The sequence below is a fragment of the Spiroplasma endosymbiont of Sarcophaga carnaria genome (assembly GCF_964019595.1).
Lineage (GTDB): Bacteria > Bacillota_I > Bacilli_A > Mycoplasmatales > Mycoplasmataceae > Spiroplasma > Spiroplasma poulsonii.
Map to the genome: position 1 here is coordinate 361,220 of NZ_OZ026456.1, position 25,954 is coordinate 387,173.

Sequence of the window (25,954 nt, forward strand, 5' to 3'; positions counted from 1 at the left end):
TTGATATTTATAAAATATACCTAAAATTAGGTATATTTTTAATATATGGAGGTAAATAAATGATGAAAAAAATAATTACAGAATTAATAAATAGCTTAACAGATGATCAATTTTTAGAATTTTATGAAAAAATAAAACAACAAGCAGACTTAATTAAAAAACAAAAACGTTTAAATGAAATTGATCAAAAATTTAGAGATAAAGGCATTATATGTCCTAATTGCAAATCTTTTCATTGTGTTAAAAATGGTCATAATTCCGAAGGAAAACAAAAATATTTATGTAAAAAATGTCGTGCTAGTTTTGATGCATTTCGTCATCATTTTACTTATTGAAGTCATTTAAATTATGAACAGTGAAATTTATTAATTCAAATTTCATTGTTAGGACAATCTAGTAAAATAATTTCTCGTTTTATTAAAACAACCCCAAAAACCGCTTGATATAATCGACAAAAATTAATGCAATCAAAACAATTAGAAAATACACAGTTAAAATTTAAAAAATTAAATGGTCAAATCCAAATGGATGAAACATTTATTAAAGAAATTCATAAAGGCAATTTTAAAGATAAATTTGATAAACGAAAAACTCATCTCGATCCATTTTCAACTGATACCAAATGCTGTATTCAAATGGCAGTTGATAGCAATAATAATATTTTTGTTCAATCCACCAATACCAAAAGATTACAAAAACAATGGATTATTGAAAATATGAATAAGCAACTAATTAAAGAAAAATCAATAATTATTTCTGATATGCAACCACTATATTTATTAGTAGCAAAACAAACAAATTCTACTCTATATTCCACCAAAACTAGTACAAACCCTGATACTAGTTATCAAAAGTTAAATAAGATTAGTAAATTACAATCCAGTCTTAAAGAAGCCTTAATTCATTATCATGGTTTGGGTTTCACTAATATTCAAAATTATTTAAAGCTCTGAAAATGAAAATACCAACACAAAGGTTTAACACCAAACCAACAATCAACGGTATTATATTTTAACGTTTAAAAAATTTAAAGCAAAATCATAATCTTACACAAAATTAGTTTTCAAATTGTCATATTGATGATTTTTTTTATTTCATCAAGAGTTTTCGACAAAATTAAAGTTATTTTCAGCATTTTAATAATATAATTAACTCTATAAAGGAGAAAAATATATTATGTATGACAAAAATAGCAAAATTATTGTAAAAATAACAAATATTACTCCCTATGGTGCTTTTTGTAGGTCAGAAAGAGCTGATGGTTTAATTCATATTAGTGAAATTTCAGATTATTATGTAAGAGATATAAGAGACTTTTTTGATATTGATGATGAAATTGAAGTTGAAATTATTGATTTTGATTCAGTTAGAAAACATCTTAAATTAAGTTATAAAAATTGTCACCCTGAATTATTGAGAAATGATAATGATAAAATCAAAGAAACTTCACCTAATTTAGAAAAGTTATTAAATACAAATTATTTTTTAGAAAAAGAAAAATAGTCTTTATATGACTATTTTTTTTCATTTTATTTATTTTCTTTGTTGTGTACTATATAAAAATTGATAAGATGTTCTATTCGTTGTGAGTTGGTATATAATTCAGGTAATTCATTTCAAACTTTTTCTTGTTTTTCATTTAAGTAAACATTTATATTACGAATTAATTTTCTTTTCATAAATATCATTCCTTTAAATAAATAATGTAGTTTGAATATTACTTAATCTTTGTTTTGCTAATTTATAATATTTTTCATTAATTTCTATACCAATTCAACGCCGATTTAATTGTTCACAAGCAATAGCAGTTGTTCCACTCCCTAAAAAACAATCTAATACAGTATCGCCAACTTTACTATGTTTATTAATTTGTAATTTAATTAAATTAATATCTTTAACAGTAGGATGTTTAATAGTTCCTATAAATTGATTATTACTATTACTAATTCTATAAATAGTTTTCATATCTTGATTTCAAACATTACTATAAGAAATTGGTTTATCATAAATATATAAACATAATTCTTTATCTTTACGATATGCATTATTAGTGGGTGCATCATTTGTTTTTTCAATATTTATTAGAATAGATTTTAAATTATATTTATCAATTTCTATTAAATAATCTTTTGTTTGTTGCCAAGATAAATAAATTATAAAATTGGGTTTTTTAATAATTCGCATTCATTCTTTAAAATATGATGGTATATCAAAACTATTAATAAATTCACCTTGTAAAAATTCAAGTTCTCTTTTCCGAATTTGATATTGAATATTAGATGTATTAGGATCATTTAATTTTTTTAAATTATATTCAATATGTTTTTCCTTATTTTCTAATTTTTTAGCAATATCAGGATAAAGGTATGGTGGGTCAGTTAATATTAAATCAATACTTTTATCAGGTATTGTTTTTAATATTTCTAAACTATCACATAAATATAATTCACCTAAATTAGTTTTCATTATTTACCTTCATAATTAGCAATAATAATTGCGTCTCGTAAATGATTACTTATTTTCTCATTATTATAGAATCAACCTTTACCATATTCATAAGTTAATAAATTATCTTCACCATAAATTGCTGTTATTTTAAGATATTTACTTAAATTTTCCATATTTTTAACAACTGATTTAGTGTTTTTTGGTGATACTCAATTAATAAAATATTTGTAAACAGATAATGCTCCTAATAATCTTAATAAATCATCTCTATCTTTACTTGCATTAGCAGATGTATATAAACAATCTTCAATATTAATTTTTTCTTCATAATCAAACAATTTATCATTAATAAATTCATATTGTTCTTTTAAATTTTTATTTATAAATTCTTTTTTATCTATTAATTTATTATTTTTATAAACAACAATAGCAGTAGTACCTGTTCCTGATGGGTCAATACCTATTTTTATCAAGTGGATCATTCCTCATCGTTGTTATTATTAATTGCTGGTACTACATTTGAGATATCTTCTTCTTTAACTACATCGTTTGTGCCCGCTATTTCTGTATAAGATGGGGTAAAATTTATATTATTTGATAATGGTTCATCGCTCATCTGCCCCTTATTTTTGGCGACACTACTATCATTATCAATATAAATCTTTTCATCATTAGTTGTAATAACTGCTTGGTCTGATTTATATGCTTGTTGTAATTCAACCGACATAATACCTCATTTTCGTAATAAACTAGTTAATACCGTTTTAAGTGCCATTTCATCAAAACTAGCAATATAAAATGATTTATTTTTAGCATAAGTTTTAGAATATTTCATAAAATGATTTTCCATTTGTTCTTTGGTCATATATAAAGTTTTTTCAAAACCATTAACCATTTTAAAGTATGCTACATAACCAATAATTGGTAATTTTTCTCTTTCATCTTCATTTTGAATTCAATTAAAACTAGTTCCTTTTAAACGATCATAATTTACTAATTCATTTTCTTTTACATCTGATACTGACATATCTAAATATTGACCACTTCTTTGGGCTAATTGAATATAACCTTTATAACCCATTTGAAATTGGGCTTGATTAACTCATTCTTGTATTTCACGACCATTAATAATTCTTGTTATTTTAGTATTATAAGGAACAACATAAGCATAACCAAATTGTTTTTCCATTGGTAAATTTAATAATGACCCTTGATAACAAGCAGTCATAATTGTTTTTGGATCTGCTTTTTGTAATAATTCATTACTATTTGATATTGCAATTATATTACTTTTAAATCTTGCAATTTCATTTTCATTAGAAAATTTACTTTTTATTCATTCTGTTGTTCTATCTGTTCTTAAAAATTCAACAATATTTGCCATATTATTTTTCTCCTTTATTTATTTTAAAATTAATACCTTTAACCCCAATTAAATTAATATCTTTATTACTATCTCACTGATATTTAATTTCATTTTTAACAATTTGTTCATCAATAGTTAAATAATTTTTAATAAGATTAATAAGTTCTAATTTATCGGCTTTTTGTAAAAAATTATCATTAATACCTAATATTTCAATATCTTTAATTAATAATTTATCTTTACGAAAATTACTAGTAATAATTTTTAATTCTTGCTCTTGTTTTGCTACACTTTTAATTTCTAAAAATTGTTCTTTTTTATGAGTTTCAACAATTTCATTTTGTTTTTGAAATTGAATATTAATGACACTATTTTTTAAAGAATCATGATTATTCTTAATATTATTTTCTAAATTTAAAATATCTTTTCTAATAAAATTTAATTCATCTTTAAAAATTTTTATTAATTCTAATGGTTCTCTAAAAACATAATCAATTTTTGAAACTACTAATTTTAAATCTTTTAGTGATTGTGATTTATATTCTCCATTTATTAATCAAGCTTGTTGTCGATATATAAATTCTGCTAATTCTTGTCCATTTTCATCAATTCATTTTTTAATTGTTAATGCTTTTAAACTTAATTCTTTAAAATCATTTCCTTTTAAATAAAACGGATAAGTAATATTTTTAACTTCATTATTTAACTTTAAATCTGACATAATTAAATTTCCTCCAAATTCTTTTCTGCAATTAAAGTATCAATATATTCATAAGCACTATCTTCTGAATGACATTCTTCAAGTGCTTCATTAAATAAATCTTCGTCGGTATAAATTTTGCCATCTTCATCTTTTCACATATTATTCACATCCTTGTCATTTAATATTTTCATTTTCTAAATCAATAATGGTTGTTTCGCTATAAAATATATTTTTAGCAGCAATTTTTGCTTCTTCTAATGTATAAAAGAATTGAGTATCAAATCCACTATTTTTTGATAATAATAAGTATCTATAATTTTTTTTATTCATAATTTATCACCTCATAATCTGCTTCTTCATCTTCTAAATAGTCATTTATTAAACCTTTAACTTCATCAATTTCATATCATTTCAAATTCAAGTCAAAATCTATTGGCAATGAAATATTTCCAACATATCGCTCTTCATTATCAAATTTAAGATATAAATTTAATTCTCAATTCATATCATAATCACTATCAATTTGTGCATAAATAATATCTTTATTACTAATTTTTAATGCTTTATTATTAATTCATTTTTCATTTAAATAATCACTAATACAATATGACATTTTTTATTCCTCCTAATTCTTTTTACCTAATGCTCAATGTTCATCAGTCATATCTTCAAATAAAACTGGATAACTTTTAAGCATTAATTCTTGTAATTTATTTTCTTGATTGCATTTTGAGCAATAACCTCAATATTTTTGTTTAAGACAAATTTTATTTAACTTTTTCATATAAATCCCCTAAACTATTCCTTTGATTTTTTGGTCAATTTGTAATATTTTTCAACCATCGGAAGCTAAATCTAAAATATCGTTAATTTTATAATGTTGCATATATGAAACAATAACATCTCATCTATCTTCTTTAATTTTGTCGAAAACTCTTGATGAAATAAAAAAAATCATCAATATGACAATTTGAAAACTAATTTTGTGTAAGATTATGATTTTGCTTTAAATTTTTTAAACGTTAAAATATAATACCGTTGATTGTTGGTTTGGTGTTAAACCTTTGTGTTGGTATTTTCATTTTCAGAGCTTTAAATAATTTTGAATATTAGTGAAACCCAAACCATGATAATGAATTAAGGCTTCTTTAAGACTGGATTGTAATTTACTAATCTTATTTAACTTTTGATAACTAGTATCAGGGTTTGTACTAGTTTTGGTGGAATATAGAGTAGAATTTGTTTGTTTTGCTACTAATAAATATAGTGGTTGCATATCAGAAATAATTATTGATTTTTCTTTAATTAGTTGCTTATTCATATTTTCAATAATCCATTGTTTTTGTAATCTTTTGGTATTGGTGGATTGAACAAAAATATTATTATTGCTATCAACTGCCATTTGAATACAGCATTTGGTATCAGTTGAAAATGGATCGAGATGAGTTTTTCGTTTATCAAATTTATCTTTAAAATTGCCTTTATGAATTTCTTTAATAAATGTTTCATCCATTTGGATTTGACCATTTAATTTTTTAAATTTTAACTGTGTATTTTCTAATTGTTTTGATTGCATTAATTTTTGTCGATTATATCAAGCGGTTTTTGGGGTTGTTTTAATAAAACGAGAAATTATTTTACTAGATTGTCCTAACAATGAAATTTGAATTAATAAATTTCACTGTTCATAATTTAAATGACTTCAATAAGTAAAATGATGACGAAATGCATCAAAACTAGCACGACATTTTTTACATAAATATTTTTGTTTTCCTTCGGAATTATGACCATTTTTAACACAATGAAAAGATTTGCAATTAGGACATATAATGCCTTTATCTCTAAATTTTTGATCAATTTCATTTAAACGTTTTTGTTTTTTAATTAAGTCTGCTTGTTGTTTTATTTTTTCATAAAATTCTAAAAATTGATCATCTGTTAAGCTATTTATTAATTCTGTAATTATTTTTTTCATCATTTATTTACCTCTATATATTAAAAATATACCTAATTTTAGGTATATTTTATAAATATCAAGAGTTTTCGACAAAATTAAAGTCTATCTTTAAATAAATTTAAGTACATTTTTGCTCATTCTAAACATTGCAAATCATAATGATTTTTATGATGTGAAATAAGACAATTAATAGGTTGACAATTAACTCAATCAAAAGATGTTGTTATTTCATTTCAAGTTTTATTAATATACAAACTTTTATATTTTGTCATTATAATTCCTCCTATTTTTAATTCGCTGGCACTCACTTCCAAGTGAAAGTGCCAAGCGAGAATTAGTTATATAAGTATTTATCTATTTATTTACTACGCCATCCGCTTCACTGGAGGTGAGCGGTGGCGATTAGAATTTACAATTAACTACAAAGTACTACAATGTTCTACATTTTGTAGTTGTTTGTAAATTTGTTACGCCGTGTATATATACCTCTTCATCCGCACCATTTCAGGTCAAAGCGTTCAGTTTTTAAAATAAATTCACTCGCACCTTGAAGAGCCTAATGCTAATCGCAAATTTATTTATAAAGTGATCATCTCTTTGTTTATTGTCGTTCGATGTTGACCTTGCACTTATCACGACTATCGCTTAGTTATAAAAACCAGCGCCGATTTACATTTTTCCTCATACACTATTTCAGTACTTGCCTCGGCCGGCTGTGGAATAAAAACACTTAGTTATTTAAAATAACCGTCCCACACTGCATTAAGTTGTTTTATAAAATTTAAGTTTTAAAAAACCAGTTTCTAAATCAAAAATAATTTTTGAATTTTCTAGTTTTTGATAAAACTGCTTTTGTTTTAAATTTTTAACTTGATTTAATAAATCTTTGTGTTTTTCACAAGTTCATAAAACTTTATTTGATAAAAATTCTTCGGTAATGAATGATATTGCTTTATAGCAATCATTAATATCACATATTTTTTGTTGTTGAATTATAATTACCTCACTTTCAAATTAATTTTTAAAGTTAATTTTTAAATAAAAAAATCAACCCAATAAGGGTCGATTTTTTTGTCCTATTTCATCCTTTATTCTACATTAATCTAATAGTTTTATTTAAAAAATCTAATTTAGCATCGCTTATAAAAGATTTACTATCTTCTAAACACTGTAATAATTCTTCATATTTAGCATTAAAAAAATAATCCACTGCTTTATGATATGTTTCTCTATTTTCCTTATTTTTATTTTGATATGGATATAATTTTTTAAATCTACTTGTAAGATGAAATTTATCTATTGTATAGTGAATTTTATTTTTAGGAAAATATTGATGCATAAAAATTTTAGTATTTTTAATTAAAGGAGCACCATCACCTAAAATCATAATTTCAATATTAGGTATCATATTTAAATGAGTTTCAATTAAAGAAAATAATTTTATAAGAACTGGTTTTAAATCTGCTTCTTTTTTAAGATAATCTGGAATATTATCCATTTCAAAAACACCTAATTTATTTGCGATTACAGGTCTTTTTACAGTATATTTTTCTTCATCATACCCAGTATGTACAGTACATGCTATCGTATGTTTTTTTATCTTTTTTCTTTCCTCGAATTTGGCGAATTTTTTGATAAATTGATAAACCAATTCAAGCAAAAATACCTAATATAATAACAACACTAAAAATTGTCGTTAATCAAACTGGCATAACTTATTCCTCCTAAAAATCTAATTTTCGCGGCACGCTTCGCGTGTTCGCTACGCTCAAAATAAACTATATTGAATAAATTACCGCTAATAAATTACGCGGATAATTTATTCATCTTCTTTTTCATTATTAATTACAATATTATTTACCGTATTAATAACATTATCTTTTCCATACTTAGTTACTAAGGACCGTAAAATAAAATAATGTTTTCTTTCCATTAAAAAATCAACTCCTTTCTGAGTTGATTTGTTGCACTTCATATTACAATTTACATATTATAAAAAAAAGCAAGAGATTTAACAATAAATTTACTTTTTTATTTAAAAAATTCAATTTCTTTTAAGAAAAAAATAACAATACTTTAATTAACTTCTATTAACTTATTATTAATAATTTGATATTTTTTTATAACTTTATAAATTCATCATTGAAGTTTTTTAAGATCGTTTTGATTATACTGCAAAGTATTCTTAAAAACATTGGCCTCCCTTTTAAGTTGACTAAAATTTTTATTATTTGCCCCAAAATTTATTTATAATCAAAAAATATATGCTGGATCTTGATATTTTGAACCAAGTTTAACATTGTCTTAATCAATTATTTTCTTAACTTCTAAATTTTGGGTAAAAATAATATTAACTGGGCTTAAATCCCCGTGAACAACATATTTTCTCTTATATTTTAATTTCTGAAAAGTTTGAATTACTAACAAAATATTTTTTAATTCTAAAATCCCTGTAAAACCAATTTGTTTAAAAGTATAACCGGAAATTAAATCATATGAAATATAATTTTGAAAAATATTTATATTAGGTAAATAATAACTATTATTTGCTAATAATCAATTAATAATGTTTTTTCTTTTCGGACTTAATTTAACAAATTTAAAAACTGTATTATGATTAATAATAATTATTTGGTTAGATAACCCATTATATTTAAAACTTTTCGAAAAATTTGTTAAATTTTGTGACACCCTAAAAATTCCTTCACATTTTTAAATTAAACATTAAAGCCTGTTATTTTTAATGATTCCAAATCTCATGATACTTTTTGTGCGTAATTCGTGGTAGAATCGTTTCTCGGCGCCCAATAAAAGGATAATCAAAATGAATAATTGCTTTGGCAAAAATCGGTGTAATGATTACAAACCAGATAACACTAAAGATTGGAATTCAGAAGAACTGTGTTCCTTTTGCCGCTGGTAAAATCCCCTTGTAAATAAAATCAATTAAACCATCAGTAAAGGATACTCAAATGTGAACACCTAACATCGACATAAATAAGCCATTTAACCCAGCAATTGGCGCATACACAAACACATATAGTAATGGTGATGCTAAGAAAATAAATAAGTTAATGATAATATTATTTCCTGTTAAGATTGTTACTAATACGATAATTGACATTAATAACGCGGTTGGAACGCGGTTTTCTTTCTCACTAGTTAAAACAATAGCAACACCAACCCCTAATGAAGCACCAAATACAATCGCATAATTTGGTGGTAATTTTAATTGAAATAGATCACCAATGTTTTGACTATATAAGAATCAATTATATAACCACGTTTCAATTCCATTAATTTGTGGTAAACGGTTAAATGGTAAGATTGACATTCAGTCAATTAAAGATAATTTACTATTAAGTAATTGTGGTTGTTGTAAATATGTTCATACCGCTTGAATGCTTTCATTATTTCAACTTTGCGTGAAAATATTATATTGTCAACCATAACTATATGAGATCTGAAAAAATAACTCTAGAAATTCTTGTTGAGTTAATAATTGTGAATTACTTTGCACAAATAAGTTTGCTGAAATATCTTTAAATCCAAATGGAACTAATAAGATATTTAAAAATTCATAAACAAAAGCAGCCCCTAAAAAATTACGCGCACTTTGACTTCACATTCAGAAATAAAGTTTATTTAAAAACATTGCCATCCCAATCCATAATAATAAGAAGATAACAGCTAACAGCATACTAACAAAAACAACAATGATGCTGACCAAAGGAAAGCCATTCAGTAATCCTAATGATTTAGGCATTCTTAATTCAATACACTTATAATAAATGTATGATGACACAAGACCAACAACAACCCCACCAAAAATTGACGTATTTAAGGTAACAATTCCTAATGTTGAGCCTAAAAATAAAGATAAATTATCCCCCTTATAGAAAAATAAAATGCTATCAACATACAAGATTCCATCTGGTGTAACCTGATATTGAATTAAAGCAAATTGGGTTACCGAAAAGACTAAAAAGCCAGTAACACCAATTGCTACGGCTTTAAGATTATTAGTAATACTAATAACAGTAACAAGACAAAAAATAATTGATAAATTATTAAAAACAGCTCTTCCAATTTTAATGAAGACGTCCCCTATTGTAATTAAGACTTGATTTTTACTGTGTTCATTTAAAGTGGCACCAATCCCATAGATCAAAACAATCAACAACAATGGGATAATTATTAAAGTAATAATTTTAATAAATCGTTCGTATATATCTCTAATTTTAATTTTATTATTACTATAGCCCTTCCCATTTTTTTTGATTTGATATAACTTATCAATCCTTGACATTTCTAATTAATGCCCTTTAATTCAAAGTCTACTTCTGACTCATAAACTGGATTCGACCAGTTACTGCGTCATAAAATGGATACGGGTCAGCATATTGCTGCGTGATATTTAGAGTATACATCACACCGAACTGGATCGTATTGTTTAATAACATTCCAACAACCGATAAAACAACATAATCACCAATGAATTGTGACTTAACTTTACCCATTGTGAACATTGCCCCTGATGAACCAGTATTAAAATCACTCGTACGATAAACCATACTATCAAAGTTGTTTTGTTTATTATCCCCTTTTAACCCTGTTGTAATGCTTGAGTCAATAATTTTAAAATAAGGATATTGTTGAATAAATAATTCTCATGTCGTAGCATAATTTAAGTAGTTAAAAACCAATGGTTTGTCACTATTAGTGACAAATTTCATCCCACGTTTTGCAACTGGAAATGATGCATTTCCAGACATCACACTAATATCTCAATTTAAATATTTCGTTGTGGCTTGTTCTTGATTAAGCGTTGGTGGTAACGTTGATCCTAACGTTGAAGCTGTTATAATGGTAAAAAATGTTTTGTTCATATTTAAATAACTCCTTCTTTATATTCAATTAATATTGTTGATAATTGCTAAATGTTTAATATAAGTTGATACAAAAAATAGCTGCTAACTATTCTATGTAATTAATCATATCATATTTTACTTTGGAAAAAAAGAAAAAACTGCTTAAATAAGCAGTTTTTAATTAGCTCTTTAAACAACAAAATCCCTTCATAAAACCTAATCTTACTGTTTATATTCATAAATCTGGTTAATAACCCTTTTCATCATCATTTTTGAAGACTAATTTTTGTAAAAAATTTAATTTTTAGGGGGATTAAGATAATGCGAATAGTTAGCAATTGTCAAATTAACCGGAATGTAATCTGTCATCCCAATAATTAATTTATTTTCTTTACTAAAAATTTTAATAAAAACAACAAAACTATTAACATTTAAATTATGATTCTTAAAAGCTTCACCTGTTTTATTTTTAAAAATTTGATAAGAATAATCATTACTTGTAATATTGATATTAGTTTTATGAAACATTTTCAAAATTACTTCATCAATTGTTTCTCTAAGTTCTCCAATTGTAATAGTTGTATTTTTAGCTGTAATAGAAATTATTTTTTCATCAAGTTCTGTTCATGTACTAATGTTTATTTTTTGTTGATTATTAAAAGAACTTGGTTGTAAACGAGTCATTGGTATTTTTGATTTTCGTATCGAAAGAACCATATATGCAAATCATATAGTTGTTAAGACAGTATAAATTGTATCTCCGATTTCCATTGCGCTACTCCTTTTTGCAAAGTTTACTTGCTTATTAATATTATACTTGAAAAGAAAGCAAAATTATTACCCCTTCCTCTTTAACAACTTACTTCCATAAAGATTTAATTAGTGCAAATTATTTGATACTTTCATATGTTCCACTAGATGTTTATTAAAAACACATTGACTTTTTAAACTTTAATTTTTAATGAACTAACAACAAAATTATCCGGATGATCAATTAATTGCCAATGATATTTTTTTCAACTATAACATAGAAAAGGAATCAAACATAATGAAGCAATAAAATCAATCCCACCCATTGCGATAAAATAATAAATTGAATTATTAGTTCAAATACTAATCCCATATCCTAAACATATCATTGGAATTGCAATAAAGATAGCACAAAAACTAGTTGTTATACTTGCCAAAGTTGTTTTATTAATCCCTTGATAAAGGGTAAAACAAATAAAAGTTGTCACACAAAATAAATACGAATAAACACACAAAACTAATCATCATTTATATTTGCTAACATATTGACTTGGAAAAGCAAACATTAACAGCATTTGCCGATTAAAGATTATTACTAATAATAACATTAAACAAAATCAAATAATTAACAAATAACTAGTAATTTTTAAAACTTGTCAAATACGATGATACTTTTGGGCTCCATAATTATAAACAATAACCGCTCGTGCTCCTTGCGTTAAACCAATTCCTGCTGATAAAATTAATGTTATTCAAGGATTTAAAGCACTTAATAATTCTTGTAAAACAGAAACCCCATTATACTGCTCTTGATTTGGTAATAATACAACAAGCACAGTTGATAAATAAGAACTAACAACTAAAGCAAAATTTGAAATAAAGTTCGATAAACCTGCTTTAAAAAAGCAATAATGTTGTATCATTTAAATTTTAACACATCTTGTACTTTAAATTGGGAATAACTACTTTTTGAACAAAAAACAATGACAAAACCCATAATAATTTGTCACAATCAAGCAGCGACTGTTTATAACATTGCCCCTTCCATTTTTAAATGACAAACACGCATAAAGAAAATTCCGGCTCCCATATTAATAAAAACAGAAACTGTAATTAATAACAACACATAGTTAGTTCGTCCTTCATTACGAAGTAATGACACAAAATAATAACTTAAAAACATTAATGGTGTTGTTAATAACATTGGATATGAGTATTCTCACGCTAAATAATTAGTAATGTTATTATACATTCCGCCCATTTGACTTGTAATAAAAACAGCATGTCACGATGGAAAAATTAAACAAAACATAAATAGCGAACTAATAAGTGAAAATAAAATTGTACACGAAAAACCATTTCCTGCAATTTCTCGCATTTGGAAAAGATCACGACGACCATAAGCTAATGAAAAATTAATGGCACACCCCATTCCCATAATTAGCGAAAATGATCATAATAAACTATAAATTTGGGTTGTATATTGTGTTGCAACATTAATAAAAGCTTGCATATCTTTTAAGGGAATGTTGGTAACGTTTTGCTTTGTAATTAAATTATATTGGTGAATATACCAAGGATCTTTTCGTAAATCAATCGCCGCAAATTGAAGCGCCAATTCTTTATCAATAATATTATAAAGACCTTGAATAAGCATAATTAAAACCGTTGGAATTGAAAAATAAGCAATTGCTAACCATGGCTTAGCATAACGTAATTTTTGTTCACGAATTGTTAAATTTACTGTCTGCATTTTTCTTCCTCCTTTCTTTCTAACTTATTTAATAACTTTTAATTTAAAATAAAAAATAATAATAAAAACAATAAAACTTTATTATTATCTTTTATTTAAGATTTAAATTTGAAATAGGTTTTTGGATTAAGATTATAAATATTTTAGTTGTTAGAAAATTTTAACTATGATAACTAAAAGGGTCAATTACCAATAAGGTATCTGGTTCTTCACGCGTTCCTAATTTAGAATCCAAATCATAATAATTATGATTTGCTATTTTAATTCAATCAATAATATCTTTTATTTCTGCTAATTCTTCATAAAAATCAATTATAAATCAATCATAAAATTTATAAGTTACTAAATCATTTTGTGCTTTAGCATTATTTGCTAATTTAGTAGTTAAATTACTAAAATGTTGACGATGTTTTTGATAATGCTCCATTAACATTAATAATGAATTACATTTTTTATTGTCATTATTCACTTTAATATTATCAACGCAATAAGTACAATCACAATCAGCAATAAAATTAATAATTCGACGTTGATGTAAAATCTCATCTTGTGCTTGAACTTTAAAATAGTGCGCAAAACCAGGATATCCCAAACGATTAGCTTCGGCACTTAAATTAAAACATTGTAATTGCATCGTAATATGTTCAGTTAAGTATTCTTGTAAAACATTATTACTATTTTGGTTTAATAATTGGGCCATTTTTTCACCTCTTTTTTATTTATAAATATTATAATTAAATCTAAATTAAAAATCAATATTATTTATACTAATTATAAATAATTATTTTAACACTGCCGCTTCTGGTCATCTAGTTCTTGTTCATCGCCTGGTAAAAAATCATCCTCTAACTGTGTTAAAATTTGTAACACCGTTTGATAATCTTCTGCCTTATTACTATGATTATAATATTTTAAATAACGCAATAAAATTTGATAAATATGTTCATAAACAAGTTTTGATTGACTAATTACTTGAAAATTTTGTTCAATTTTAGCTTGTTGTTCTGGAAATCATAACACTCGTTTACAATATTTAATTCGATAATAAGCTTTAATTTTGTCGAAAACTCTTGATATTTATAAAATATACCTAAAATTAGGTATATTTTTAATATATGGAGGTAAATAAATGATGAAAAAAATAATTACAGAATTAATAAATAGCTTAACAGATGATCAATTTTTAGAATTTTATGAAAAAATAAAACAACAAGCAGACTTAATTAAAAAACAAAAACGTTTAAATGAAATTGATCAAAAATTTAGAGATAAAGGCATTATATGTCCTAATTGCAAATCTTTTCATTGTGTTAAAAATGGTCATAATTCCGAAGGAAAACAAAAATATTTATGTAAAAAATGTCGTGCTAGTTTTGATGCATTTCGTCATCATTTTACTTATTGAAGTCATTTAAATTATGAACAGTGAAATTTATTAATTCAAATTTCATTGTTAGGACAATCTAGTAAAATAATTTCTCGTTTTATTAAAACAACCCCAAAAACCGCTTGATATAATCGACAAAAATTAATGCAATCAAAACAATTAGAAAATACACAGTTAAAATTTAAAAAATTAAATGGTCAAATCCAAATGGATGAAACATTTATTAAAGAAATTCATAAAGGCAATTTTAAAGATAAATTTGATAAACGAAAAACTCATCTCGATCCATTTTCAACTGATACCAAATGCTGTATTCAAATGGCAGTTGATAGCAATAATAATATTTTTGTTCAATCCACCAATACCAAAAGATTACAAAAACAATGGATTATTGAAAATATGAATAAGCAACTAATTAAAGAAAAATCAATAATTATTTCTGATATGCAACCACTATATTTATTAGTAGCAAAACAAACAAATTCTACTCTATATTCCACCAAAACTAGTACAAACCCTGATACTAGTTATCAAAAGTTAAATAAGATTAGTAAATTACAATCCAGTCTTAAAGAAGCCTTAATTCATTATCATGGTTTGGGTTTCACTAATATTCAAAATTATTTAAAGCTCTGAAAATAAAAATACCAACACAAAGGTTTAACACCAAACCAACAATCAACGGTATTATATTTTAACGTTTAAAAAATTTAAAGCAAAATCATAATCTTACACAAAATTAGTTTTCAAATTGTCATATTGATGATTTTTTTTATTTCATCAAGAGTTTTCGACAAAATTAAAGATAATAAGTAAAATACCAAATAGTAACAAAACTAACTGCTGTTCCAATAAAGATAAACTCAATAAGCCCTGAAATCAAAGCACTTTGGAAATTTTCTGCTGATGCAGTTACGATATTATTAATTAAAGTATAATAATGTCAAATTAAAACAAAAATTAAAATTAACATTGTAATTGGTACGACAACTCATTCTCATATTTTTAACTTCATTTGTTTTGTTATTCATAATTTAATAGCAACCGCAAACATCATCGCATAAATAAAAATTGTAATTGCCGAAGAAGCTGCTGTTAACGAAGATCCAGTAAAAGGTTCCTGATAAGTTAATGATTGTTCAATCGTACACATAAAACCATATTCTTTTGTTAAGGTAATTCCTTTGATTAAATCTGGAATAATTAACCAAATAAATAAACTAAGAATTGTTAAACTCATATGTAAGAATGATGCTTTTGTTGAAATATTATCACGACTTAATTTTTGAAACCGATTAGGAAGAAATCCTTCGTGCGCTAATGGCTGTAACGATGTTCCGCCATATAAACTATCTTGCATAATTAGGTTAATTTTTAACGTAATTACAAACATAATCATCATAATCGTGCCCCCATAAACAACAAATTTATTATGAAAACTATTTCAAGTTCCCATATTCATATTTTGTACAAAGTGATTAAAAGCAGCAAAGAAAATTATGGCAATAATTAAATGGGATAAAACATTAATAATTAAAACGATAATAACCCCTAACCCAATATTCTTCCGTGCTGAAGCAATATTACGACCAGCAGTTGTAAAAACTTCAAACCCAATAAAAAAATAAAAACAAGAATTAAAGGCCTTAACAAAACCATCTAAATTTAAATGACTATTAGTACTTCAATATTTAAAATTATCATGACCATTGCGAAAAGCTAAATAAAGGCCTGCTAAAATTAAGACACTCGCTGCAATTAATTTTAAACTAGCCGTTAAATCGTTCAAACGTTTATATAATTTCATTCCGCCAAAAATAACAAAGGAAAAAAATAAGTAAATAACAATTCCAATCAGATCCATTCATAAATCACCAAAAGCACCAAAATTAAAAGCATACCACGGAATAACAACATGGTTTTGTTGATCATAACTAGCTACCCATGGCGCACTAAATGTTCCCCGTAATAACATCATAATTTAAAATGTAATTAAAAATGGCAATGTTATATATTGCATAAAAGCAACAAAAATTCCTCAAAACCGGCCAAAACTAGTTCGAACAAAAATATAAATACCACCATTATTATAACTATGGTGAATTCATGCAAACCGCGCACAAATATGGGCACACACGCCAACAATAAGTCCTTCTAAAACAATGATTCATAAAACATAAATTACAATTGCATTGGGAGCATCTAAATTTGATAATGTCGCAAAAGTTCCAACAAAGGTAATGCTAACTACATAGTTACAACCAAGTCAAATAAAATATGATAAACAAAATTTATTGTGACTATAATTTTTCTGAAGCATTCTCCACCTCCTTTATTATTTATAAATATTATAAATAGTTAATAATAAAAAGTAACTATCTTAAACAAATAGTTGCAATAAAATTTTGTATAATTAACTCTTATTAATTTTTAAATTAAATTTAACATCTTAATTAAAAATAATCTGAAGAAATTAGGATTCGTTCAGATCAAAATTTGCAATATACTTTTTGCAAATATTTATAAAAAATAACCAAAATGCTTCTTAATTCTCATTATCGACAAAAATCTTGAATTCGTCGACTTGGTTCTGTTTTAAAAGCTCCAACAACTTTACAAATTAAGTTCTCTTTTCAATTTTCAAGTTCTAATGGCATTTCCAACAAAATTTCTCGAAATGATTGCGTGTTTTTAACACCATTTTTTGTAAAATTAGCACTACCCGATCAAAATGCTAACAGTTCATTTTTGGCATTATATCAAGCGTACAATTTAGTATGTGTTTTTGCTGTCGTACTTTTAATAAGGCCCTCATCGTCTTTAATACTTCCCCGCGGATGTTCACGAATAATGTTTAAACGATTACTATACTTTTGATCAGTAATCACTTGCTTTTCCAAAACTGGATCAAAACCAGCCGCACTATTCCCAACAAAAACATCTAAATTAATATTATCGTCTGCTGTTTGATCTAAGTAGTCTTTAATAACTTCAGTTCCCCCATCGCCAGACAAAATTAATAATCCCTTCGCTACTTTTAACTTTGGATTTTGTTTTTGAATATTAACAATATCATTAAATTGTGATTTTTCTTTAATAACATTTGGCCCAGATTGATAAGTTTCTTTCTTATTAATATCAAAACCAGCACAATTTGCTTGATAGATTTGACTAATTCTTGTTGTATTTACTTGTTGTGTTGCGTTAATCCCACCACAAAAAATATCACGACCAACCCCTTTATAATTAGTAACATCATATAAAACTTCCTTATAAGAAGGTGCCTCTAATAATGCACTATTAGAAAAATTACCACTTCCCGTTAAAGCACGAATCATTTCATTTTTATCATTAAATCAAAAATATTATTTCATATGTGACAATTCTGTCGGATTATCAATAACATTTGCATATTTTGCAACATCATTTTTTAGAAATTGCTGATTATATTTTGCAATTTTTTCATTTTCATCAGGAGAACGACCACTACTTTTATAACTACGAATAATATCAACCGAAAACTTTCCTTTAACATTTTCCATTAAATATTTTTCCACAATTGAAGTTCCAACAAAACCATTAATAAAAACAGCATGCGCTGTATCGGGCGGAGTTGCTGTGATCATCTCTCATAATTTTGTTTTTTTGTTGCAAAATGATCATTACCAATGTTGCTAGTTTTTAACCCAAAAAATAGTCCTAAACTTAATCCCAATACTTCTAATAAACCACCACTAATCGATCCAATCATTTTGCCATTTTTCTTTATATTTTTTTGCATATTGTTATACTACTTTCTCTTTTAACCTTTACTTTAACTATTAAGAATGTTTGCCTACAGTTTAATCTATTTAAATTATATCTTGTTAATATATTTTTTTATAAGGAATTATGTAAAATGAAGTGCAACAAATCAAATCAGAAAGGGGTTGATTTGTTGCACTTCACTTACACGATGCCTAACTATTCATACTGGAAAAAAAATAGTAATCTAAAACAAAAATTTTATATAACAAATTAAAACAGCGGACTAAAACGGGCATTATGTTAATCATGTTTTTAAAGTGTGTATAACAATTTACCACTTATATTTTTATTATAACGAAAAAATATTTTTCATTAAATAAAAAATACATTTTCTTTTCTTATAAAATATCTTTTAAAATTAATTCCAAAATAAATTATATTTTGCAAATAATTTGATACTTTTCTTAGCCCCTAATTTTATAGGTTATAATAATATATGTGTAAAAATTTACACACTCTACACAAAAAACTTTTGAAAATAAGTTATCAAAGGCAACTGATACAACTTATTGATAAATCAGTCAAGGCTTAACAATAAAAATTACAAATAGGACCGTAACAACTATTCTTAATACAATGTAATTTTTTCTTAACAAAGATTATTCCTTGGCAAAGATTTTGAGTAATGAAAGCATCTTCATCTAATTCATGAAGGTGCTTTTATTTTAATTTTAAAGAATCTGTTTCATAATTAAGTACTAACAATATTATTTCGTGCCAGAATATTTGCTTTCCACAAATTAATTTTTAAAAATTTTGCTAAAACTTTTTTAACAACATTAACATATGGTCCCGAAATAAATATAAAGGCCATTGTCCCAAAACTAAAGTTAGTAAATAAAAAACTTCACTTATCATCATTTAATGGTAAAAAGACTCAGAAAATAAACCCGGGAATAACCATCATCACATCTAATAAAATCCGAGCAACAGGATATTTTAATTTTGTTAGTTTAATAAATGCTTCACAAACATGGTTATAAGGACCATATCAAGTTTTACTATAAATTCAAATTGCTAACCCAACACAATATAATGAAAAACCACCTAAAAATAATCACGCCGCAATACCACCAGAACTCTCTGCTCATTGTTGAATCCCATCCGCTGAAATAATATATTGTCAATTAAAGTGAATTAACATTGGTAATAACCGTGCTAAAATTAAATCGCCAAGAATCATAATTGCAAATTTAACTCAAATTTAACGATCTTTTGTTTTCCGATATGCTTTTACATTTACAATTAACATAAAAATAATTGTAAATAAAATTAAAACTAAATAATACATTGATAACACTAAGGCATAATGAGCAGTTAGAACCGTATCATTTAAGTGACCCGACGCATAATTACCATACATTAAGGCTAACAAAGCAAAAATAGTAAAATCAATTTGACTAGCACCAGTACTAGTTGGCGCATAAATCGCAATCCCTAATGATGTCAAATAAATGCCAACAAAAAACAAAAAACCTTGTAACAAGAAAATATGTCATAATTGTTGTCACTGTCATTTAATTTTACTAAATCATTTTTTCATAGTATCCTCAATAGCTTTCTTTTTTTGTACTTTAATTTTACTAAGCGGATAAAGAAATGCAAGGTTATTTAAAATAAAAATTTAAAAAATGATATTCCCTTATTTTTTTAAATAATAAATGGGTCAGTATCAACAGAAACCTTAACCAATTGTCTCTTCAAAAATAGTTTGAATATTATTTAATAAGTTTCCTTTAATATAAGTTAATTCATTATCTAATAAATGACAACTTGTTTTGACATCATATCATAAGACATGATCATTGATGGTAGTTTTTCGAAAGTTAATTTTGTTAATATTCTCTTTTAATAATTCTAATAGTTTATCACTTTCAAGATGATCAATAATTAAATTGATTGCTTGTTGATTTGAAGTAAATTTATATCCTTCAAAAAAATTAATAAAGTTCATCGCATATTCTTCTTTTCATTTTGGGTTGGTTGAAAAAATGTAATCTTTAAATTCAAATAAATGCATTTTTTGATTAAATGTTCAATAAAAAGTTTTAATTTGTTCGATCACATCGGGAATAATCTCTAATTTTTTTTCATTGACATTAAAAGTCAACGTTAAAAATTGCATAAATAAATTAACAATAATATTTTCCGCTGCTTTTTTAATATCTTTATGGTATTTATTAAGATTCTTTTGAATTAACGGAACATCATAAAATAAATTATAATCAATTAAAAAAGCATATCTGATCCGATTCCGTAAATAATTATCATAAAAAGCTTCATAAACTTTCTTATTAGTAATTGCTGTTTCATAATAATTAATAATTAATCTATCATTAATTGGTAAAGCTAATAAATAATCAATAAAAAACTTATTTAAACCTTGGTATTGAAATTGGGTAATTTGATGATACGATAAAAAATACTTTCGATATTGACTAATACTAATTTTTCGTCAAATTGTTTCCGAACTAGTCGGATTTGAAAAATCAAAAGCTAGTTTTTCAGCTTTAGATGGTTCGTTTCATTTATCGGTTTGTTCTACAATATCTGCAACAGGTTCATCTTTTAAAATAATATTTCGTTTATATGGGTCAATATAATCTTCATCATCCTTCATCATTGTATTTTTTCTGCTATCATCAAAATTATTAGAAGTTAAATCAGGAATATCAACTAAAGCAATTTTAGGTTTTTCTTTTTCATTTTTAATTGGATATAATAATTGCATAAAATTTTGATAGCGGTCCGAAAAAGATAAACTACTAAAATCAATCATTTTTCGTACTGATGTTGTTTTTGGTTTTGCAACAACTTTTGGTTTTTCTTTTTGTTTAACAACTGGTGCTAATTTTTTAGTTACCACTGTTGGTCGCAGAACCTTTTCTTGTTCGTCCTCTTCATCATCTTGTTGGCGACGGTTAAATGATTCTAATGTTTCATTACCAACATAACCATAGCCACGAAGAAAAACAACACGGTTATTTTTTAACAAGGTAATAAATTGATTTGCTTGATCTGATGTTACTCTTGGAAAATATGTATGAATCAAATTTAATAACTCAGCTTTAATAATTCGATTACCATTTTTTGGTAAATATGTTTTAAATAAATATATTTCTAAATCCGTTAGATTTTTCATTTTTTTAATTTTAGCTAAATCAAATTTCATAAGGCCTCCTATTTACCAATAATCTTTTGAACAATGTCGTTAATAAGATCTGCTTGCTGATTCTTTACCATTCAATTACTATATAAAATTGATTCAATTTTTCAACCACGATCAACTAAATACTTTTGCCAATAAAAATCATATTCTTTTTGTTCAACTCCGATTGGATATATTAAATCATCACAAATAATCCCTAAAACATAATGATCATTTTTTTGATCATAAACAGTAACATCAATTTGATAAGTTCCTTGAACAGTGTGTGTGGCAATTTGATAACGATCATATTTGCTTAATGCGGTTGTTAAAGCAGCAGCAACTTCGGATGTAAATTGACGGTTAACTTTATAACCTTGTTGCTCTTGATGATAACTTTTAGCTGTTGCTAATTTTTCTAATACTTTATGTTCTTGATCTTTACCACGATTTAATTGTTCAACATATTCTAAATAATATTTAAAATAGCGCGGACCGGGATGTTTTGAATCTTCAGAAATTAATGATGACGGAAATGATTTAACAATATAAATTTTTTCTTTTGCCCGGGTAACAGCAACATTCAAACGGTTTTCACCCCCAGCTTGGGATAACGGCCCAAAGAATTGTGCAAATTTATTATTTTCATCGCGGGCAAAACCAATTGAAAAAATAATAATATCACGTTCATCACCTTGAATATTTTCAATATTTTTAACAAATAATCCCTCATTCCGACCATCATAAACACGGTGCAACTCTTGTTCTAGTTCTGGTGTTTTTTCAAATTCTTCTGTCAAATATTGTCAAATTAAGTTTTTTTGAACTTCGTTAAAAGTAACAACCCCAATTGTTTCTTGTTGTTTGCGCGTTACAATGATTTCTTTTATTAAAGCAACAACCCGTTTTGCTTCAGGAATATTACCACGGTTTTTTCAAGTTCCATCCGGAACTTCAATTAGTTTTAAGGGAAAATCTTTTTTTGTATTATTTGAAATCATAATTAAATTGTTATCATAAAAAGCCGCATTAGAAAAATTAATTAATTCACTATATTTTGAACGGTAGTGAAAACGCAACATACTAGAATTATATTGTTTACTAGCAAAGTCAAGTAAACTTTTATCTGTTAAATTTGTTTCAATTTCTAATAATTCGGCACTATTTTCCAACCCTTCATAATCAAAACGCGATGAAAAAAAGTTTGTTGGTCCTAATTGTTTTTTATCTCCCGCTACTAAAATCCGATTAGAGCGGTAAATAATTGGAATTGCTCGTTCAACAAAAATTTGTGACGCTTCATCAAAAATCAATTGGTCAAACTCCTGATGATTTAATGGTAATAATTGCGAAGCAATATCTGGCGTTACCATAATCATTGGAAATAACGTTTTAATTAATTCATAATTATTTTTAAAAAAATAAGTAATTGATCTTTTTGTTTTCTTTTTAGATTCTTCAATAATTTTTGGTAATGTTTCAATGAAGTTTTCTTTAATAGAATCACGAATTTGTTGATGATATAAATAAGTTAAATATTCTGTGGTATTAAGCATTGATTTATTACTTAAATTAGTTAGTTCCTGACGTCAATTCAATGTACCAACCTTTAATAATGCTCCATGTTTAAGTTTAAATTGATGGACAAAATAATGTTGATAAAGCAACGGGATGTCTTCTTCATCCGCAATAATTGGTCCTAAGTAAGCATATAATTCATAGTTTTTATCTTCACGTTGTAAGCGATCATTTTGATCAATTAATTCCAAGCGATTAACAAAATAATCAATATTTTTAAATTCTGTTGTCAAAGCCGCAATTAATTCTTCTTTTTCAACTTTAAATAAGTTAAATTTATTTTCATCAACACCATTAATTGTGTAACTAACCAGATTATTATTTAATAAATTAAAAATTAACGCTAAAAATTTTTGTGGTTTTAATCCTGTCGCTTTTTTTAACATTTTTTTAAATTCTTTCGTACTAAAACGATGATAAAGTGCCGCAAAATTTGGAAAATCATTAAATAACGCTAAAAATTTCTGAACAACGATTGTATTCTGATACATACGATGACAATGATGCAAATAATCATTATATTCTAATTCAAAGAAATAAAACTGACTTAATAATTCAAAATCTAATGTCATTGGATGGGCTTTAACATTATCTAAAAATTGGAGGTAGTACTGATACTCATTTTGACGCACAAAAGCTTTGTATCTTTTAATATCATTAAACATCGTATCCATTTTGCTTAAGAATGTTGCACTTTCTACTGGTGGATACAACTGGTTAATATTATTTATACTATCTAAAATTTTTTGATAAAAACTTTCCTTTTCTTCTAAATTCGTAATCATTAAAGCATAATTTTGAATTTTTTTCATATTATTATAAACTACCTTAATTGCATCTTGTTTTTCCGCACAAAAAAGAACTCGTTCACCACGACATAAATTATTAACAATTAAATTACTAATTGTTTGTGATTTTCCGGTTCCCGGTGGACCTTGAATAATTGTATTTTTTTCTAAAGCTTTTTTAATTGCTACTTTTTGAGAAATATCATAATTATTAATAGCCATAACAGCACTTTCTGTTAACTCTTCTTGATATCGCAACTGATTTTCTTTTCAATCTTCTTCGACATTATATTCATTTTCAAAAATTTTATTAACCGAATCATCAGTAACTTTTTCTAGATCACAATAATCACGATATAATGTGGTTGAGGAAATATTATACATCCCAAAATAACCATCAAGGACTAATCCTAAATTATTAATCTGATAATTATTATTTAAATAACTTTCTAAATTCTCATCATGTTTGAGAAACAATTGTTCTTGTTGTTTATAATAATTTAAATTATGTAAATGATTAATGCTGTCTTCGTTTTTAACTTTAAAACCCAATGTTTTTAAATCAGTAATTGCCTTCATAAAAATATCATCTGTTAAGGTTAATGAATCAAAACTAAATTCCGCAACATTATAATTACTATCTTTGATTTGACTCAAACGAATCGCTGAGTTTAATAAGATTTCATCATGTTTTGTTGCAAGAACAATTTTAGTTTTATTTCGACTAATTTCAGTAATTGGTCATAATAATAATGGGGCACGAAAAACTTTTTGTGATTGTGTTAATCCTTCAATGTATGGTCACCCAATATATAAAGGATTAATATTTTTTTCAAATAAATATAGTTTAGCATCTTGTAAAATTCGGGCAAATTTATTAAAAATTTTCGTTGTTTCTTCGGTAATAACTTTCTCTAATTTTAATAAACTTTCTTCAGTAATCTTTTTCCCCTCTTTTTTTACAAACAACGTAAAAATAAATTCAAGAATTTTTGAATAATGCAAAATTGGATACTTAGTAAAACCATGTTGTTTTAAATGCAAAGCAAATTCTTCATCGTTCCTGCTTTTATTAATAATTCCACCAACATAGCCACAAATTTCTTTAATTGTTTCTGTTGATAATTTTGTAATAATTAGATTTTCTTTTTTGCTAATATTTTTTCACACTTTTTCCGGATTTTGATTTGACAAAAATAACAAATCTAACAAATTAATAATATTTTTACTTTTTGTATTAATTTTTGTTAAAAAGATGTCTCCTACCGACTTGTCATTTAATAGTCGTTTTTTATACTCACTTAAAATTGTTAAAATATTTTTTTTCATAGTTTTTCTCTTCCTATTAATCTTAATTATACTAGCACATTTGCTAAGGGTTGTAAAATATTAAAAATA

32 protein-coding genes and 1 pseudogene are annotated in these 25,954 nt (G+C 25.5%); 3 read left to right on the top strand and 30 right to left on the bottom strand.

Features of this window, described 5'->3' with window-relative positions; genetic code table 4:
- The first annotated feature begins 59 nt into the window (after positions 1–59).
- A complete protein-coding gene (locus AACK91_RS02220; RefSeq protein WP_338963247.1) occupies positions 60–1,022 on the top strand; it encodes an IS1/IS1595 family N-terminal zinc-binding domain-containing protein in 963 nt (320 codons plus the stop codon).
- Between the two features lie 154 nt (positions 1,023–1,176).
- Positions 1,177–1,503, top strand: coding sequence for a S1 RNA-binding domain-containing protein (locus AACK91_RS02225; protein WP_338963739.1), 327 nt, complete (start codon positions 1,177–1,179; stop codon positions 1,501–1,503).
- A 189-nt stretch (positions 1,504–1,692) separates the two neighbouring features.
- Here the strand turns inward: AACK91_RS02225 and AACK91_RS02230 are convergent, their stop codons facing one another.
- The 22 genes and pseudogenes from AACK91_RS02230 to AACK91_RS02335 form a co-directional block, all read right to left on the bottom strand.
- The gene (locus AACK91_RS02230; protein ID WP_338963741.1) at positions 1,693–2,466 is read right to left on the bottom strand and encodes a DNA-methyltransferase; all 774 of its coding nucleotides are present in this window, start codon (positions 2,464–2,466) and stop codon (positions 1,693–1,695) included.
- Positions 2,466–2,930, bottom strand: coding sequence for a hypothetical protein (locus AACK91_RS02235; RefSeq protein ID WP_338963743.1), 465 nt, complete (start codon positions 2,928–2,930; stop codon positions 2,466–2,468). The genes AACK91_RS02230 and AACK91_RS02235 overlap by 1 nt, the downstream gene beginning before the upstream one ends.
- Positions 2,915–3,832, bottom strand: a complete 918-nt coding sequence (locus tag AACK91_RS02240) for a recombinase RecT (protein WP_338963745.1) — start codon at positions 3,830–3,832, stop codon at positions 2,915–2,917. The genes AACK91_RS02235 and AACK91_RS02240 overlap by 16 nt, the downstream gene beginning before the upstream one ends.
- A gap of 1 nt (position 3,833) precedes the next feature.
- Positions 3,834–4,535: a hypothetical protein gene (locus AACK91_RS02245; protein ID WP_338963747.1), complete on the bottom strand. Its 702-nt coding sequence runs from the start codon at positions 4,533–4,535 to the stop codon at positions 3,834–3,836.
- 2 nt (positions 4,536–4,537) lie between these two features.
- Positions 4,538–4,675, bottom strand: a complete 138-nt coding sequence (locus AACK91_RS02250) for a hypothetical protein (RefSeq protein ID WP_338963749.1) — start codon at positions 4,673–4,675, stop codon at positions 4,538–4,540.
- A gap of 1 nt (position 4,676) precedes the next feature.
- Complete coding sequence (locus AACK91_RS02255) at positions 4,677–4,847, bottom strand: hypothetical protein (RefSeq protein WP_338963751.1); 171 nt, start codon at positions 4,845–4,847, stop codon at positions 4,677–4,679.
- Positions 4,840–5,130: a hypothetical protein gene (locus tag AACK91_RS02260; protein ID WP_338963753.1), complete on the bottom strand. Its 291-nt coding sequence runs from the start codon at positions 5,128–5,130 to the stop codon at positions 4,840–4,842. Before AACK91_RS02260 ends, AACK91_RS02255 begins: the two co-directional genes overlap by 8 nt.
- A 12-nt stretch (positions 5,131–5,142) precedes the next feature.
- Entirely contained in the window at positions 5,143–5,301 is a 159-nt protein-coding gene (locus AACK91_RS02265) for a hypothetical protein (protein WP_338963755.1), read from the bottom strand.
- A 9-nt stretch (positions 5,302–5,310) separates the two neighbouring features.
- Positions 5,311–5,478: a hypothetical protein gene (locus AACK91_RS02270; protein ID WP_338963757.1), complete on the bottom strand. Its 168-nt coding sequence runs from the start codon at positions 5,476–5,478 to the stop codon at positions 5,311–5,313.
- Positions 5,479–5,532: 54 nt separating this feature from the next.
- Positions 5,533–6,495: an IS1/IS1595 family N-terminal zinc-binding domain-containing protein gene (locus tag AACK91_RS02275; RefSeq protein WP_338963247.1), complete on the bottom strand. Its 963-nt coding sequence runs from the start codon at positions 6,493–6,495 to the stop codon at positions 5,533–5,535.
- 74 nt (positions 6,496–6,569) lie between these two features.
- On the bottom strand, positions 6,570–6,746 hold the full coding sequence (locus tag AACK91_RS02280; RefSeq protein WP_338963759.1) for a hypothetical protein: 177 nt from the start codon (positions 6,744–6,746) through the stop codon (positions 6,570–6,572).
- An 821-nt stretch (positions 6,747–7,567) separates the two neighbouring features.
- Positions 7,568–7,972, bottom strand: a complete 405-nt coding sequence (locus AACK91_RS02285; protein ID WP_338963760.1) for a hypothetical protein — start codon at positions 7,970–7,972, stop codon at positions 7,568–7,570.
- A gap of 94 nt (positions 7,973–8,066) precedes the next feature.
- Positions 8,067–8,186, bottom strand: a pseudogene (locus AACK91_RS11570) (hypothetical protein); the annotation flags it as partial.
- A gap of 107 nt (positions 8,187–8,293) precedes the next feature.
- Positions 8,294–8,449 carry a hypothetical protein gene (locus AACK91_RS02295; protein WP_338966611.1) on the bottom strand — a complete coding sequence of 52 codons (156 nt, stop codon included), beginning with the start codon at positions 8,447–8,449 and terminating at the stop codon, positions 8,294–8,296.
- A 329-nt stretch (positions 8,450–8,778) separates the two neighbouring features.
- Positions 8,779–9,165: a hypothetical protein gene (locus tag AACK91_RS02300; RefSeq protein WP_338963762.1), complete on the bottom strand. Its 387-nt coding sequence runs from the start codon at positions 9,163–9,165 to the stop codon at positions 8,779–8,781.
- A gap of 49 nt (positions 9,166–9,214) precedes the next feature.
- Positions 9,215–10,783 carry a PTS transporter subunit EIIC gene (locus AACK91_RS02305; RefSeq protein WP_338963764.1) on the bottom strand — a complete coding sequence of 523 codons (1,569 nt, stop codon included), beginning with the start codon at positions 10,781–10,783 and terminating at the stop codon, positions 9,215–9,217.
- 28 nt (positions 10,784–10,811) lie between these two features.
- Positions 10,812–11,363: a hypothetical protein gene (locus AACK91_RS02310; protein WP_338963766.1), complete on the bottom strand. Its 552-nt coding sequence runs from the start codon at positions 11,361–11,363 to the stop codon at positions 10,812–10,814.
- Positions 11,364–11,642: 279 nt separating this feature from the next.
- Entirely contained in the window at positions 11,643–12,116 is a 474-nt protein-coding gene (locus AACK91_RS02315) for a hypothetical protein (protein WP_338963767.1), read from the bottom strand.
- Positions 12,117–12,289: 173 nt separating this feature from the next.
- Complete coding sequence (locus tag AACK91_RS02320; protein WP_338963769.1) at positions 12,290–13,018, bottom strand: MATE family efflux transporter; 729 nt, start codon at positions 13,016–13,018, stop codon at positions 12,290–12,292.
- A gap of 104 nt (positions 13,019–13,122) precedes the next feature.
- Positions 13,123–13,848, bottom strand: coding sequence for an MATE family efflux transporter (locus AACK91_RS02325; RefSeq protein ID WP_338963772.1), 726 nt, complete (start codon positions 13,846–13,848; stop codon positions 13,123–13,125).
- Positions 13,849–14,008: 160 nt separating this feature from the next.
- Entirely contained in the window at positions 14,009–14,548 is a 540-nt protein-coding gene (locus AACK91_RS02330; protein WP_338963774.1) for a ferritin-like domain-containing protein, read from the bottom strand.
- An 86-nt stretch (positions 14,549–14,634) separates the two neighbouring features.
- Entirely contained in the window at positions 14,635–14,868 is a 234-nt protein-coding gene (locus tag AACK91_RS02335; RefSeq protein WP_338963776.1) for a hypothetical protein, read from the bottom strand.
- Between the two features lie 109 nt (positions 14,869–14,977).
- On the opposite strand from AACK91_RS02335, the gene AACK91_RS02340 reads away from it, so the two are divergent.
- Positions 14,978–15,877 carry an IS1/IS1595 family N-terminal zinc-binding domain-containing protein gene (locus AACK91_RS02340; RefSeq protein WP_338963778.1) on the top strand — a complete coding sequence of 300 codons (900 nt, stop codon included), beginning with the start codon at positions 14,978–14,980 and terminating at the stop codon, positions 15,875–15,877.
- Positions 15,878–16,034: 157 nt separating this feature from the next.
- Here AACK91_RS02340 and AACK91_RS02345 read toward each other — a convergent pair whose 3' ends face one another.
- From AACK91_RS02345 to AACK91_RS02380, 8 genes are all read right to left on the bottom strand, one after another.
- Complete coding sequence (locus tag AACK91_RS02345) at positions 16,035–17,213, bottom strand: amino acid permease (RefSeq protein ID WP_338963781.1); 1,179 nt, start codon at positions 17,211–17,213, stop codon at positions 16,035–16,037.
- Positions 17,214–17,216: 3 nt separating this feature from the next.
- A complete protein-coding gene (locus AACK91_RS02350) occupies positions 17,217–17,555 on the bottom strand; it encodes a hypothetical protein (protein WP_338963784.1) in 339 nt (112 codons plus the stop codon).
- Positions 17,556–17,790: 235 nt separating this feature from the next.
- The gene (locus AACK91_RS02355) at positions 17,791–18,573 is read right to left on the bottom strand and encodes a restriction endonuclease PLD domain-containing protein (RefSeq protein ID WP_338963787.1); all 783 of its coding nucleotides are present in this window, start codon (positions 18,571–18,573) and stop codon (positions 17,791–17,793) included.
- A gap of 27 nt (positions 18,574–18,600) precedes the next feature.
- A complete protein-coding gene (locus AACK91_RS02360) occupies positions 18,601–18,861 on the bottom strand; it encodes a hypothetical protein (RefSeq protein ID WP_338963789.1) in 261 nt (86 codons plus the stop codon).
- An 872-nt stretch (positions 18,862–19,733) separates the two neighbouring features.
- Complete coding sequence (locus AACK91_RS02365; protein ID WP_338963791.1) at positions 19,734–20,225, bottom strand: SPE_1075/MLC_0560 family membrane protein; 492 nt, start codon at positions 20,223–20,225, stop codon at positions 19,734–19,736.
- A gap of 21 nt (positions 20,226–20,246) precedes the next feature.
- Positions 20,247–20,585: a hypothetical protein gene (locus tag AACK91_RS02370; RefSeq protein ID WP_338963794.1), complete on the bottom strand. Its 339-nt coding sequence runs from the start codon at positions 20,583–20,585 to the stop codon at positions 20,247–20,249.
- 141 nt (positions 20,586–20,726) lie between these two features.
- Positions 20,727–22,214, bottom strand: coding sequence for a hypothetical protein (locus AACK91_RS02375; RefSeq protein ID WP_338963795.1), 1,488 nt, complete (start codon positions 22,212–22,214; stop codon positions 20,727–20,729).
- 8 nt (positions 22,215–22,222) lie between these two features.
- Positions 22,223–25,885 (bottom strand): AAA domain-containing protein, encoded by a 3,663-nt coding sequence (locus tag AACK91_RS02380; RefSeq protein WP_338963796.1) that lies wholly within the window; start codon positions 25,883–25,885, stop codon positions 22,223–22,225.
- Positions 25,886–25,954 lie beyond the last annotated feature (69 nt).